The organism is Paenibacillus endoradicis, assembly GCF_024721975.1.
Map to the genome: position 1 here is coordinate 137,907 of NZ_JANQBB010000008.1, position 15,133 is coordinate 153,039.

A 15,133-nucleotide genomic window follows, 5' to 3' on the forward strand; every position below is an offset into this window, starting at 1 on the left:
ACTATATCATGCTAGCAACTCATATAAGAGGAGTGATAATATTGGAGATTGTCAAAATAAAAAGAAGAATAAAAACAAAGAATGCAAACAATATTAAAATAGACAATAAGATTAACAATCATCAAGTCACTATTATAAAGGAAAAATGCAATGAAAAAGGATGTCAGAGAAAATGTAATTGTAAGAAAAGACCACTTATAAGAAAAAGATTAATAAAAATTCATAGATGTGTTCCTATTCAATCTCAATGTGATCATCACTGCGTTGTACCTATTTTTGCCGCAAATACTTCCCAATCCTTTATTAGTCATCCATCGGGAACATTTACCATTACAAACAATAGTGATTCCTGTACGATAAAGATCATCATTAAGCAAAAGTCACATCACAAACATTTCATTAATGTTGAACCTAAGTCTTCATTTACAGGTGTATTTTCTAATTTGAAACGTATAGACGTTGTATGTAGCAGTCATCTTCCTCACGCCGTATGTGTAGGTACATTTGAGCTTGATTTGTTATTTATCGCAAAAATTAACTAGTAGGAGCTGAATTATGGATAATATTTCTTGGATACAACTAGTAATTCTTATTCTAGCTTCGTTTAGGGTTACTCATTTAATTGTCTATGATAATATTACTTGGTTTTTACGAGCACCATTTATGATGATTGTACAGGTGACGGATGAGAGTGGCCAAACCATCCAGCAGGTTCATATAAAAGGTAATGGACTCAGACGTTGGATCGGCACATTGTTAGTTTGTCATTGGTGTGTTGGAATATGGTCTGCTTTATTATTAGTAATCCTTTATTACTTTGTTCCACTTTCTTCATTCATTATTTTAGGTTTCGCAGTTGCTGGAATGGGCTCTATAATAGAAAGTCAAATTATAAGAAAATGACAATTAATTAAAATTCCAGGCTTGGCTCGTTTTAAGTAGAATTTACATCACCTACAACAAGTGTTCTTAGAAAAACACTCTTTTATTTGCACTATTCAGCAAATGAAAGGGTTTTTTCGGGATTTAATGTTATTTATAGGGGATTTGTATATATAACTAATTATATGGTAAAATAAACCATTGAAAAAAAGAGGAGAGAGGTATTATTCTATGAAAAGAATAAAAATAGTAATATTAATGATGGTATTAATGTGTATATCATTACCAGTACATGCAGAAGAAGCAACGATAAAAGTTTACTTTGATAACGCTAAAGTGAATTTTACTATTGATCCTGTATTAAAAAACGGGACTACATTTGTCCAATTCAGACCTATTTTTGAATCTCTTGGATATAAGGTGAGTTGGGATCAGAAACAAAGAAGAGTTATTGCTCATAATAATGATATTGAAATAATTTTGACAGTAGACAGTAAGTTAGCATCTATAAACGGTGTCATTAAACAACTAGAGTATCCACCAACAATCTTACAGGGAAATACTCTTGTTCCTATCAGATTTGTAAGTGAAAACAGCGGAAAAGATGTGAAATGGGATACTAAGAATCGAGAGATACATATTACCTCAAAAGATCAATTATCAAATAATTTATGTAAAACTATAACCGATTGCATAAGTTTAGGTGACGACGAAACTCTAAAAGAGCTATTAATAACAAATCGAACGATAACAGATGTACAATTTGAAGAAGCTGTTAAAAGTGATAATTACAAGATTGTTAGCCTGCTATTGGAGCATGGTTATGAACTGGAAAAAATCCCTAACAGTACGAAATCTAAAATATTTAAAATAGCAATAGACAATCGTTCATTTGAAATTATAGAGATGCTTATAAATTTCGGTATAGATCCAGATATTGTACTTGATGGGTTTTATCAGCTTACTGCGCTCATACAAGCTGTAAAGAATAACGATTATGACTTAGTCAAATTATTGATTGTTAAGGGCGCAGATCCGAGTAAACAATATAAAGGGGAGGATTTTAGTGCTTCCTCAAATAATTGGTATTACACAGCAATAAATTTGGCATATGAGTTAAACTATCTAAACATTTACGAATTGTTAATGAATAGTGCCCGTTCAACAGAAGTTATTCCAGATGGAGTAATTATTAACGATATCAAAGATGTCAGAAGTTATATGAGAACGTATTATTCCACATTAAATACTGATCTTGGCATCATTTCATTATTATTTTCAGTACATGAAAACACCCAAAAAATGTATCCGTATGATTACAAAATTAATTATTCGGGTGAAGTATTGATTGATGATAGGCTAGGATTGGGAATCAATCATATAGACATTGAATATTTGCTCACTGATGTTAGGTTCACTCAAACTCAAAAAGAGGTGTTCGTAAAACAACTGAGAGAGTTTACTGAAAAATATGCTCAAGAACTGATTGCTTTATTACCTAGCAAAAAACTAACGGGTGGTTTCTATACATTCACTTCATTTGTACCAAGTTGGGTTCCTAGTGAGCTAAGGGGAGTAGCAGGTGATGTATTTGGTTCGTCTAGCAATCAATTTCTAACATGGACAAATTACACTAATGATAGTTCAACCAATTACTACGCAACTAATATAAGTGAGTTTCACTGGTATGGATATTTTGATAATGGTAATCTAACAACGGATATTCCATTGCGTTCAATATTTATTTCAAATGAGCTTTATAAACTAGAAATTGGAGAGTCTTTCGCTATACCTTACCGCCTTCTGCCAGAAGAAGCTACAGATGCTCAGCTAGTATGGGAAGTTTTTCATCCTGATATCGCTAGTATTGATTCAAACGGAGTTGTGTATGGATTAAGAGATGGAATGACTTCAGTCAAAGTTTACTCGAAACAGGATCCCAAGATATATGCTTTTGCAATCGTTCAAGTGGGAGATTTAATGAAGAGGTAACTTATTTATTGAGTGGGAATAACAGAATAGCAACGAAGATTCTTTCATGTAAATCTCCATGATTAAAGCTATTGCTTTAATCATGGAGATTTTTTTAAAAATAGCTTCATAGTGCAACAAACGCTGCTAATTTTCGTTTGTTATTACAAGTACTTACTTATGATTGATTATGTCTGAATGGTAGTATGATAGGTGGTTTCTAAGTCACATTATAACCATTTCAGTGGAGGGAAATATGGCAACAAGGGTTTGTTTATTTTTGGAAGAAAAAGAACATGTACTGGAGGCATGGGAGGATGCAAATCTTGAAATTAAGCGTTGCGTAGATAAGCACCGGATAACGGTCCTTCCAGGACGAAATTCCAACCATGCTGATGTTGAAGTGAATTGTGAAAGTATAGAACTGACGCTGAAGTTTAGCCTGCGCGATTTGTGGCAGGAAAAGTCGTTGATGCTTGCATCGATCAATCAAAGCGTTGTTTACGATACAGATGATGAAAATTTTGACTACGGGGATACTATTCCACCGTTTGGAGTTATAGAGCTATTTGGAATTGGATTCAAGCGAGGGGAAGCAACAACTGAAGCTGAAGTTGAGGCGTTTTTCTTATTGCTCAATCATTTTCTACTAAAGCATTTTATGATGTACGTCTTTCTTGAAAGTGAGATACAGTCGGTTCTTCCATATATGATAGAATGGACCAGCAGTTTAAAAGAGTTTTCTCATAATGGAGTAAAAGGCTACCGGGTAGCCAATTTCGGATAAGTTGAGATAGCTCTTGATTTACCTAAGAATGATAGTTCCAATTAGAGGAGTTATACCATTAGAAATATCATCTACTTCCAATGGGAATGGAGGCTTATGGGATGAGAATGTATACAGATCCTAGAGGCGAAGCTTACAATCAAGTGATAGATTTGGCAATACAGAACTCAGAATGCTTTGTGCTCAAGGGGAAAATTCCGGCAAATGCGGTTAGTAGAAATTACACAAGCGTATTGGAAGCTTTGAAACCTTACTTAGTGAAGACAATCGCAATCGAAGAGGATGATATGGATGAAGTCAAACTAATAAGTAACACCTATCGCAGTAATGCTTTTTACACCGCGGAATCCTACAATTTTTACAAATGCTGCGCAGACAGCGGGAACATACTGAAGCAAATGGCAAATCGACTGTCAGATTGGATTTATCCTAACCTGCCCGAAGACTTATGTTTCGTTAAGGAAGGTGGCGGAGACTACCTTTACTCGATTGTACATGAGCATATGTACGGTATGGAAGTAACTGAGGAAGAAGCAATCGAACTAATGGATCGAATAACAGGGCTTTTTCTGAAATTAGAGGCTCATCGTGACCTTGATCGTCTGCTAGATGATGCGATTAAGCATCGAACCGACTGGTTGTATATAAGTGGACATGGGCTGACAACGTTACCTGAGAAAATTCAGTACCTTACAGAATTGCGTGATCTAGAAATTTTCGAACAGGATCTTTATCGTCTACCTGAAGCGCTGTTCGAGTTAAGTAAGCTTGAACGCTTGAAAATTATGACGGCGGATTTGGAGAGCATTCCCGCATCCATATCCAAACTGAAGAACCTGAAGGAACTTTCTATCCAATGTGCGAGTTCAGATCGCCCGGCTCCCAGATTTCGGGTCAAGCCGAAGGAAGAGATCAGTCTAAACTGCATTCCATCAGAGATTGGAGAGCTGGAACAACTCGAACAGCTTACGATTCAATACACTTCGATCCATGAGTTACCACCTGAGCTAGAAAAGCTGAAGCATTTGCGAATCTTGAACTTAGAAATATGTATGATCAATAAGAAACCCAATTTTCTTAATAATATGAAGCAACTAGAATACATAAATGTTTCACAGAATTCTTCATTGAAAATAATTGAAATAGAATGGTAGTTTAAGGGATGGACAAACATACTATCATGAACAACAGATGACGGGAGTTAGTGTAATGAAAATTAGTAAACACAATGCGGAACATTATATTTGGGGAGACATTTGTGATGGTTGGCATTTAGTTAAAGAAAGGGTGTCGAGGTTCCCCCTCTGACACCACATCAAATGTTTAATAAATCACAAGAAGAAATTGAATTCCTAGTAATTTCTCAACCGAATAGTAAAGGTGATAGGGTCATAGTAGATTAAACTAACCGTGAGCCATTCCGATTTGAACCCGCATAAACTGCGGGTTTTCTTACGATTACTTTAACGTAAGCATTATATCTTCAATTGTATATCTCCGCAAAACCTTACTATATTCATTTTCTGATTCAACAATTATTTGGGAGATTAATTGATCTGTTTTATTCTCAATTAATTTTTGTTCCTTTATATAACTATCTTTTACTAATGCCAAATAAACATCATAGATAGTTGTATCTGATGGTTGGACTATAAGTTTATAACCTCCGTAACGACCTCCAATTGCAGTAATGAACTGCTCTTTCATCAATTTTGCTAATACTTTACGAATAAAACTGGACTCAATGTCAAATTTTTTAGCAAGTTCATTACTTGAAACAAGTTTGTCTGAGTCAGCCAAAACTGCTAAAGATTTTATAGCTGTATTAAACCAAGTGGGACCTAAATCACCATATTGTGCAACTTCCTGCAAAACAAACACGTCCTTTGTTCCTAATATAAAATAAGCGGATTCTACTTTTATATAGTAATAGCGATTACTCCAACAAAAATATTAAAATTTAATTTGACTATTTACAAGCATTATACTAAATTTTAATTGTGATATAAAATCACAATTAAAATCAGGAGGCATATTAATGGGACGATTAGATAATAAAGTAGCGATTATTACAGGTGCAGCTAGTGGTATGGGATTAGCTGCTGTTCAGTTATTTGCGAAAGAAGGAGCAAAAGTTGTTGCAACTGATATCGCAGTTGAGCAATTAGAAAAAGCGATCTCAACACTCGAAGGTGACATTATTACTTTCGCATTAGATGTATCTTCTGAACAACAATGGAAAGATGTTAGCGAACAAGCGAAAGTAGAATTTGGGAAGATAGATATTTTAATTAATAATGCGGGTGTATCTGTTCATAAAGGATTGTTAGATGAGGACTTAGAAGGCTGGAATCGAGCAATTAACTTAAACCTTACTTCCGTATTTTTAGGTATGAAAACAGTGATTCCTTATATGCAACAAAATAATAAAGGTTCCATCGTTAACTGTGTTTCATTAGCAGCTATTATTGGTAGTGCAGACAATGGTGCTGCGGCATATAGCGCTGCAAAAGGTGGCGTTCGTGCCCTTTCGAAACATGCTGCAATTAACTATGCAAAAGATAATATTCGAGTAAATTCAATATATCCAGGTGCTATCTTAACAGGAGCAGCACAAAAATATGGAGTAACATCTGCTGAACAACTAGGTAATGCATTTAAAAATACGATTCCTCTTCCTCCACATGCGGGTGAAGCGATAGATATTGCAAATGGCTATTTATATTTAGCGTCTGATGAATCCAAATTTGTAACAGGCGAAGAATTAATCATTGATGGCGGTTGGAGTACACATTAATAATTAGTGATAGCTTAATGGATTTGCTAAAAAGAATATAACCCGAAAGTCTTGAATATTCTAAGATTTTCGGGTTTTTTAGTTAGTGCAATAGTAGTTGATAAGATCAAGGTATGCCACTATGAGTTGAAACCTTTTAATAATGAAAGTCGTTATACGTTATATTGAGAGCGCTATTATGTAATTTGGAGGAGGCGTTAAAATGTCTGAGTTAGATTTTGAGAATTTTACGGTATTAAAAGAGCGTATGTATCAGTTGTCCAAAGTCGAGCGGAATCGGGAAGAGTTACTAAAACGTATCAGAGAGCATGAATCGCTCATTGTAAAGCTTGAAGTGGAGCTAGTAATGGAGCAAGAGGACGTTGATAAGTTGACGCGCATGTCTTTAACGAATTTATTTCATACTATTTTGCGGAGTAAAGAGGAGCAACTTGAACTTGAACGTCAACAGGAGTTGATAGCAACACTTAAGCTTCAGGAAGCGAAACAAAGTCTCAAGGAACTTAAGGAGGACCTACTAGAGATTGGTCATCAACTTGCTAGCCTTTCCACCGCACATTCTGATTACAATCAGCTGATGTTAAAGAAGGAAGCGGCGCTGCGTAATTCGCCACTTGCTGTTCATGAGCTGGAAGAGATGGAAAGTCAAATTTCACATAAAAGCTTGTTACTCAAAGAGATCGGAGAAGCTTTGTCAGCAGGGAGAGGCGTCATTTCTTCTTTATCCTATGCCTCGGAGCAATTGGGAAAAGCGGAGAATTGGGGAAATTGGGATATGTGGGCCAATGGTGGGTTGATAAGTACGCATATAAAGCACGGTCATATAGATAATGCGAGAATATCTATCCATAATGCCAATCGCCAGCTGCAAGTTTTTCATAAAGAGCTTGCAGATCTACAAAGGTCGACGGACATTCATATCGATATAAGTGGGACGCTTAAAATGGCAGATTATTGGTTCGATGGCTTGATCACAGACTGGCTCGTTCAGGGTCGAATTAAAGGTGCTCAAGATCAAGTATTAGAAGCGATTCATAAGATTAGAATGGTAGTGAATACACTTGAAGCAGATTATCGCAATGCAGACAGAGAGTTAACTGATTCAAAAGCAAAGCGTATTGCTTGGATAGAGGCAGCTCAATAATGAAATTTATTATGTTATAAATAATTGATTGAACGATTGCATGAAATTGTGAAAAATTACAAAACAGTCATTACTATACGATTCGACAAAAATACAATTTTTATTATTTTTGACCAATTATGCTACTCATATTGGTTAAGGTAACAAGTTCAACCTTAGATCAGTACATATAGTTGTAAATTTAACGATGTGCCACTTATTATTATAAAAATGATACATGTCATCACAAAAAAGCAGCGTACTTTCTACTTTATAACCTCTATATACTATGATTGTATTCAAGATTCTTGAGTACTATAAATTTGGGATAGCCAATATGGAGGTAAATGAATGACTAGAAGACAGAAAATATTGTCGATCGTTACAGCATTAGCAGTTACGACAAGTTTGTTCTCAATACAACCAGCTATTACTCAAGCGGCAGACGCTCCAAATTCTGAAAGCGGTGCCAATGGCAGCGTTTTTGGACCCAATGTTTTTGTGTTTGACCCAACTATGGATAATACTAAAATTCAAGCAGATGTTACGGCAGTATTTACTCAACAGGAAAGTAATGAATTTGGCAATGAAAGGTATGCGCTATTGTTTAAACCTGGAACCTATAACGATGTAAATGTAAAAGTAGGGTTCTATACACAGGCGGCAGGTTTGGGTCAAAATCCCGATGATGTACATGTCAATACGCTCAACACAGATGCGAAATGGGATAATGGTAATGCCACTAGAAATTTTTGGCGAGGCGTGGAGAACTTATCCTATGGAAAACCAACAGAGGACGCATTTTTTGCAGTTTCTCAAGCGGCACCAATGCGCCGTGTACATGTGAAATCAAAGGCTCTTCTGCTTTTCGATTTTGATCCATGGTGGAATGCTGGCTGGGCAAGTGGAGGATACATAGCAGATTCCAAGATTGATGGAAATATTGTTCCAGGATCTCAGCAGCAATTTTTCTCGCGTAATAATGATTACAGAAAATGGGATGGTTCATTATGGAATATGGTATTAGTTGGTGATAAAAATCCACAGCCTAACACGTTCCCATCTCCAGCTATTACTACGATCGAAAAAGCACCAGTTATAAAGGAAAAGCCTTATCTCTACATGGAAGGTTCAGATTATAAAGTATTTGTTCCATCTTTGCAGAAAGATCGCAAAGGGGTTAGTTGGGAGAATGGCACTACGCCAGGTACATCAAGAGATGTTGCTTCAGATTTCTACATTGCACAGCCAGGTGTAAGTGCATCAACAATTAATGCGCAGCTGAACAATGGAAAAAGCCTAATTTTCACTCCAGGCATTTATCATTTCGATGATACTATTAATGTCACGAAACCGAACACAGTTGTCTTAGGTCTAGGATTAGCGACGATCGAGGAAGATACAGGAAAAGTTGCAATGAAGGTAGCAGATGAAGAAGGAATAGTTATTTCAGGATTGATGTTCGAAGCTTCATTAATTAAATCCACCTCATTGCTAGAGGTTGGATCTGGGAAGAATACGGAAGATCATTCGGCTAATCCGATACTTCTTTCTGATTTGTTTTTCAGAGTTGGTGGAACTGATGCTGGAACGACAGATATTTGTCTTATTATTAACAGTAATAACGTAATTGGTGATCATTTCTGGATATGGCGAGCAGATCATGGAGATGGATCAGGATGGGATAGCAATATTAGCAAAAATGGGCTAGTTGTTAACGGTGATGATGTTACAATATATGGCTTGTTCAACGAACATCACGAGGAGTATCAAACTTTATGGAATGGTAATGGTGGACGTGTATATTTCTATCAGTCCGAGATCCCTTATGATCCTCCCACTCAAGATAGATATATGAGCCATAATGGAACAGTGAATGGATATGCTGCTTATAAGGTAGCAGATCACGTAACGACACATGAAGCATGGGGGCTAGGTGTTTATGCTAACTTCACTGCTGGTCCAGTGAAGCTGCAAAACGCAATTGAAGTGCCGAAAGTGGAAGGAGTAATTCTTCACTCCTTAACTACAGTATTTCTAAGCGGGATAGAAGGTAGCGGAATAACCCATATCGTGAATGATACAGGAGAAAGTCTTTATTCGCATTCGCCTATGACCAGGACGATGACAACTTATACTAGTGGGGATACACAAGCGCCTACCACGCCTGAAAATGTTATAGCTACTACCATTTCAGGCAGTCAAATTAACCTAACTTGGGATGCATCTACCGATAATTCAGGGGTTGACGCCTATGATATTTATCGTAACGGTAAGAAGATCGTTTCCACGGCTGTAACTCAATATAACGACTCAGGTCTTAATGCCGAAAAAGAATATACTTATACGATTATTGCAAGAGACTCATTTGGAAATCAATCTGCAAGCAGTACCCCTGTCAGTGCAACGACAACTAAATTGTGGACTGAGATTAGTAAATACGGTTGGTCAGTGTTGGCTTCACATAATAATGGTGAGAACAATGCTAATTCTGCAAAAATTATTGATGGTAACGCAAGCAATCTTTGGGAGAGCGGCACGGGGATGGTTGAAGGTATGAATTTCATAGTGGATATGAATGAGCCAAGAAGTTTTGGTAGAGTTGTCTTCCAATCAGCTGGAAATGACTATGCCCGAGGATTTTCCGTCTCTGTTTCAGATGATGGAAATGACTGGGGACTTCCAGTAGCTACTGGTACAGATGCCAATGCGGTGATCAAAGCAGGCAGCGACGCTACATTCACAGTAGATTTTAATACGGTAACAGCTAGATACGTGAAAGTTGAACTAACAGTACCATTTACATCGAATTGGTGGAAAATTAATGAATTCAGTGTCTATACAGACAAAGAAAAGCCATTGAATAGAGATGGTTGGGAGGCAATCACCGAACTGGGGAGTGCAGATGCTAATAAATTAATAGATGGAAATATGGCTACTCGCTGGTCTGCTGGTACACCGATGATTCCAGGTCAATCGATCATTATCGATATGAAAAATGAACAAAACTTCAATAAGATTATTATGGATTCCACAGGCAGTAATAACGACTATGCCCGAAGCTATGAAATCTACGTATCAAATGACGGAGAAGATTGGGGTACTCCAATTGTGAACAATACAGCAACTGGGCCTGTCATTCACTCCGACTTTACAGATCAAGATGCTCGTTATATTAAGATCGTACAAATGGGTACCAATTCAGGTTGGTGGTCGATTTATGAAATCAGTGTGTTCAGGGATGCTACGAATCCTGTCATAGTATCAAGTATCAGTGTAGTTGGAACTGGTGGAGCGGATGTGATTACAACCAAAGTTGGAACGCTCCAAATGTTATCTCATGTCCTGCCTGCTTATGCAGACGAAACTTCAGTAAATTGGTCGGTTGTGAATGAAGATGGAACTATGACCGATAAAGCAACGATTAATCAAGATGGTCTGCTAACTGCACTGAAAAATGGAATGGTGTATGTTGTTGCAACAGCATTAGATGGTTCTAATGTTGAAGGGGTTAAAGAGATTACGATTAGTGGTCAAAACCTAGTGATGAGTATTGAAGTAAGTGGATTGGGAGACGTATCGAAAATCACGACGAAATCAGGTACGCTGAATCTTTTTGCGGAAGTATTGCCAGCTGATGCTGATAATAAAGAAGTTACTTGGTCGGTTGTGAATGAAGATGGAAATGTGACCGATAAAGCTACGATTAGTGCTGATGGGGTGCTAACTGCAGTGAAGGATGGTAACGTGAAAGTCATTGCTACAGCTAATGATGGAACTGGCATTACAGGTGAGTTGATTATTTCGATTACAGGGCAAGTAAGCAGTGGGTGTCGAACAAATTGTGGCGGACAAATTACACCGCCTCCGACTCCAACCGAGACGAATAATCATGAAAAAATAATTTCAGCTGCAGATTTGAATAATGTACAGGGTGGTAATTCGGTAGTAACGCTAGGCGAAGGAAAGACAGAGGCAGTTATTCCAGTCAATTTAGCACAACAAGTAAGTCATCCTGTTGAAGTGAAAAACAATGGAATCTCAATTATTATTCCTTCAGCAGTAATTAAAGAACTGGCAGGAAAGTTGCAAGGGGATACAACTGATTCCAATATCATCTTGCGGGTTACGCCAGATCCGACTAGTGATTTTATTTACAATCTTGACCTGATCTTACGAGACAGGGATGGGAAAGAAACGAAGTTAAGCATATTTCCAGAACCGATAAGTTTAGTAATACATTACGACGATACTAAACTGGATAAAGATCTGATCGGTGTGTACTACTATAATGAAGCTCTCAAAGAATGGGAATATATTGGTGGTAAGGTCGATGATAGCAAACATATCATTTCAGCAGATGTTACACATTTTAGTAAGTATGGTGTGAGGGAGTATAACAAAGTTTTCACTGACGTACCAACGACACACTGGGCATATCATGCGTTGAAGGTTCTTTCGGCTAGACATATTGTCAGCGGTGTTTCAGCAACTGAGTTTAGTCCGAGCGGCATTACGACTCGTGCAGAGTTCGTCGCATTACTGACGAGATCGCTTGGATTACAAGCATCCAAGGAGAATAAACAGTTCTCTGATGTGAATACAACGGATTGGTTTGCGAAGGATGTTGCTACCGCTTATGAAGCTGGATTGATCCGAGGTGTAACGGAGACGAAATTCGCGCCTAATTCTACAATCACAAGAGAAGAAATGGCGATACTGATGGTTCGTGCATATGAATATGTCAATGGCAAGCAAACATCAGGAGAGAATCATTTGACAGTACTGCATGACCAAGGGCAAATATCTTCATGGGCAAATGCTGGAGTTAATTCAGCGATAGAATTGGGATTAATGAAAGGGAAATCTACTTCAATCTTTGCTCCACAAGAGCGTGCAACTAGAGCAGAAGCAGCTCAAGCGATGTTCAATCTGTTGAAGCTAATAGATGTAGACTAAAGAATAGGAAATGATACAAATGACCGAGCAACTTTAGTTGCTCGGTCATTTGTATGTTCTTGTGTATTGGGATAATTACTGATATATAAGTTTCTATTCACTCTTATCCTCGTACAAATCCACATAGACCTTCTTATTACCATCCACTTGAGCAATGAATACATCTTTCTCAGTCGATGCTCCTTGTTGTGTAATTTCATGTATTAACCACTTTTTAGAATAGCCTAGTCTTGCCAAATTTTCATGCAATATATGTCCGTCCATTATTAATAACGTTGGAGCATTCTCATGTTTTAACTTTATTCCTAGAAAATTAGGAGTAATGGGCTCGATATCGGCTTTCTTCATAACACTTAGTTGTCCGTTCGCTTCGAACACAGCCATTTGAACATCATCTAACTTAAATACATCCTTTTCTCGCAATAACATCATAAGTTCATCAATAGCCATTTGATTCTTCTTCATCGTATCTTCTAAAACTTCCCCATCTTTAATAATAATCGAAGGCTTACCATCTGTTAGCTGGAGAAAACTTCTTGATTTTAGTCCGATCAGACTTAATATAATCGGCAGTATACCCCATATCGCTAGTGAAACAAGCCCGTTTGAGATTTTAATATTTTGATCAACAGACATTGTTGAGGCAATTGAACCGATCGTAATTCCTACAACATAATCGAAGAATGTGAGCTGAGAAAGCTGTTTCTTTCCCATAATTCGTGCCAAAAAGAGCAAGACGAGAAAAGCGACAATGGACCGAATTAATATTAATACATATTCTGGCACGGATATTCCCCCAATGTGAAAGTCTGAATAAGTTTTCTTTATTATTGGGTAATCTAAATATTAATATGCAACGATTAGGGGGATAAGCTAAGATGATTCAGAAAGCTATGCTTTGTATAATGATTTTAATTATTGTGTCAGGATGTTCTGCTCAAAACGGAAAAAATGAATTCAAAGAGAATATAACTCAACTTGAACAATTATTAAATAATAAAGATACCGTATCCACAAAGGTAAAGGTAGAAGAGTTATTAAAAGTGTATAAAAAAAATGAGTGGAAATTACAATTGCTAGGTGATGAAGGAGAGTATGAACGACTTCATGAAAGCATACAACGCATCATTGTAGCAATCGATGAGGAAGATTATACTGAAGCGAAAATAGAGTTAAGTACGACTAAGACGATATTAGAAGATATATATTCATTGTGATTGATCACAACTAGTAGTTTATAGTTGTTTATTACTTTTGCTGGGTAATAGGTATAGTTGATAATTTAGAACACACTATTATTTGCGTGAATAAGCAAATAATAGTGTGTTTTGCTATTTGCTCAGTTGTATAATTTCATTCTCGTTAACTGGAATTACGTTAGATATAGGCGTAAAATATACGTTAAGCTATAGAACTAATTCGAAATATTATAAAGCAGAAAACGAAAGGAAGTATCGTTATGGAGAACATTCAAGCTAAACATATAAAAGTCGGTTTTATTGGAACAGGTGTAATGGGAATCAGTATGGCTGGTCATATATTGGAGGCAGGATACGAGGTTAGTGTTTATACACGCACCAAATCAAAGGCTGAACCATTACTATCAAAGGGCTGTATCTGGTTCGACACACCACAAGAGCTAGCAGCAAATTGTCATGTCATCATCACAATGGTCGGCTATCCTTCTGATGTTGAACATATTTATTTGGGGGAGCATGGATTAATAGCTTCTGCTCATCAAGGTACTTTATTTATTGATATGACGACATCAAGTCCATCTCTTGCCAAGCGTATTACACAAGAGGCTGAGGATCATGGCATGATGGCAATTGATGCACCTGTATCCGGTGGTGATATTGGTGCGAGAGATGCCAAGTTATCTGTTATGGTAGGTGGAGCGGTTGATCATTATGAGTTGGCTCTTCCGATATTATCACTAATGGGTAGTAATATTGTTAGACAGGGTGAAGCGGGTGCTGGACAGCATACGAAGATGTGTAATCAGATTGCAATAGCGACTAATATGATAGGTGTTTGTGAGGCAATTGTCTATGCAACAAAAGCGGGACTTGATCCGGAGACCGTTTTGCAAAGCATTTCAACAGGAGCGGCAGGAAGCTGGTCATTAAGTAATCTTGCTCCACGCATTATTGCGGAAAACTTTGAACCTGGTTTCTATGTGAAGCATTTCATTAAAGATATGAAAATTGCTCTTGAGTCAGCAGTAGAAATGGGAATTGAGCTACCAGGCTTATCACTTTCACTTTCTCTTTATGAGCAATTATCAGCTATGGGATTTGATGATAAAGGTACACACGCGTTATATAAAGTGCTTACAAGATAGGTTTGGTTGAAAATATGGTTTTCCATTCAGGATATAGCGGGATTAATATCTGGGAAAACAGACAATAAATATGATCCAAATAATACATCAACAAGAGCAGAAGCAATCACGCTTATTTTGAATATGTTGAATAAAAATTAGTTGTAATGACGAAGGACCTTTCAATGATAATCAAACATTGAAAGGTCCTTTTACATTTTATTAAATACACATAATATATAACGATATTGACTATGTGTTCTATCTGTTATACACTATGTATAACAGATA

13 protein-coding genes and 1 pseudogene are annotated in these 15,133 nt (G+C 37.0%); 12 read left to right on the forward strand and 2 right to left on the reverse strand.

Going from position 1 to position 15,133, the window contains the following annotated elements; all coding sequences use genetic code 11:
* Nucleotides 1–41 precede the first annotated feature (41 nt).
* The 6 genes and pseudogenes from NV377_RS22560 (at nt 42) to NV377_RS22585 (ending at nt 5,043) form a co-directional block, all read left to right on the forward strand.
* Nucleotides 42–542: an S-Ena type endospore appendage gene (locus NV377_RS22560; protein WP_258203072.1), complete on the forward strand. Its 501-nt coding sequence runs from the start codon at nt 42–44 to the stop codon at nt 540–542.
* 13 nt (nt 543–555) lie between these two features.
* A complete protein-coding gene (locus tag NV377_RS22565) occupies nt 556–903 on the forward strand; it encodes a DUF1360 domain-containing protein (RefSeq protein ID WP_258203073.1) in 348 nt (115 codons plus the stop codon).
* A 210-nt stretch (nt 904–1,113) separates the two neighbouring features.
* On the forward strand, nt 1,114–2,874 hold the full coding sequence (locus tag NV377_RS22570; protein WP_258203074.1) for a stalk domain-containing protein: 1,761 nt from the start codon (nt 1,114–1,116) through the stop codon (nt 2,872–2,874).
* 235 nt (nt 2,875–3,109) lie between these two features.
* A complete protein-coding gene (locus NV377_RS22575; protein ID WP_258203075.1) occupies nt 3,110–3,640 on the forward strand; it encodes a hypothetical protein in 531 nt (176 codons plus the stop codon).
* A gap of 101 nt (nt 3,641–3,741) precedes the next feature.
* Entirely contained in the window at nt 3,742–4,794 is a 1,053-nt protein-coding gene (locus NV377_RS22580; protein ID WP_258203076.1) for a leucine-rich repeat domain-containing protein, read from the forward strand.
* Nucleotides 4,795–4,849: 55 nt separating this feature from the next.
* Nucleotides 4,850–5,043 (forward strand): annotated as a pseudogene (locus NV377_RS22585) (hypothetical protein).
* Between the two features lie 55 nt (nt 5,044–5,098).
* On the opposite strand, the gene NV377_RS22590 reads toward NV377_RS22585, so the two are convergent.
* Nucleotides 5,099–5,512 (reverse strand): RrF2 family transcriptional regulator, encoded by a 414-nt coding sequence (locus tag NV377_RS22590; protein WP_258203077.1) that lies wholly within the window; start codon nt 5,510–5,512, stop codon nt 5,099–5,101.
* 166 nt (nt 5,513–5,678) lie between these two features.
* Here NV377_RS22590 and NV377_RS22595 point away from each other — a divergent pair, with 166 nt between their 5' ends.
* The 3 genes from NV377_RS22595 (at nt 5,679) to NV377_RS22605 (ending at nt 12,519) form a co-directional block, all read left to right on the forward strand.
* Nucleotides 5,679–6,437: an SDR family NAD(P)-dependent oxidoreductase gene (locus NV377_RS22595; RefSeq protein WP_258203078.1), complete on the forward strand. Its 759-nt coding sequence runs from the start codon at nt 5,679–5,681 to the stop codon at nt 6,435–6,437.
* A gap of 202 nt (nt 6,438–6,639) precedes the next feature.
* On the forward strand, nt 6,640–7,581 hold the full coding sequence (locus NV377_RS22600; protein ID WP_258203079.1) for a hypothetical protein: 942 nt from the start codon (nt 6,640–6,642) through the stop codon (nt 7,579–7,581).
* A 330-nt stretch (nt 7,582–7,911) separates the two neighbouring features.
* Nucleotides 7,912–12,519, forward strand: a complete 4,608-nt coding sequence (locus tag NV377_RS22605) for a pectate lyase-like domain-containing protein (protein WP_258203080.1) — start codon at nt 7,912–7,914, stop codon at nt 12,517–12,519.
* 93 nt (nt 12,520–12,612) lie between these two features.
* Here NV377_RS22605 and NV377_RS22610 read toward each other — a convergent pair whose 3' ends face one another.
* A complete protein-coding gene (locus tag NV377_RS22610) occupies nt 12,613–13,305 on the reverse strand; it encodes a DUF421 domain-containing protein (protein WP_258203081.1) in 693 nt (230 codons plus the stop codon).
* Between the two features lie 92 nt (nt 13,306–13,397).
* Between NV377_RS22610 and NV377_RS22615 the strand changes: the two genes are divergently transcribed.
* The 3 genes from NV377_RS22615 (at nt 13,398) to NV377_RS25975 (ending at nt 15,004) form a co-directional block, all read left to right on the forward strand.
* Nucleotides 13,398–13,736, forward strand: coding sequence for a DUF4363 family protein (locus tag NV377_RS22615; RefSeq protein WP_258203082.1), 339 nt, complete (start codon nt 13,398–13,400; stop codon nt 13,734–13,736).
* Nucleotides 13,737–13,978: 242 nt separating this feature from the next.
* Nucleotides 13,979–14,863, forward strand: coding sequence for an NAD(P)-dependent oxidoreductase (locus NV377_RS22620; protein WP_258203083.1), 885 nt, complete (start codon nt 13,979–13,981; stop codon nt 14,861–14,863).
* A 6-nt stretch (nt 14,864–14,869) separates the two neighbouring features.
* Nucleotides 14,870–15,004, forward strand: coding sequence for an S-layer homology domain-containing protein (locus NV377_RS25975; RefSeq protein WP_373425848.1), 135 nt, complete (start codon nt 14,870–14,872; stop codon nt 15,002–15,004).
* Nucleotides 15,005–15,133: the final 129 nt, after the last annotated feature.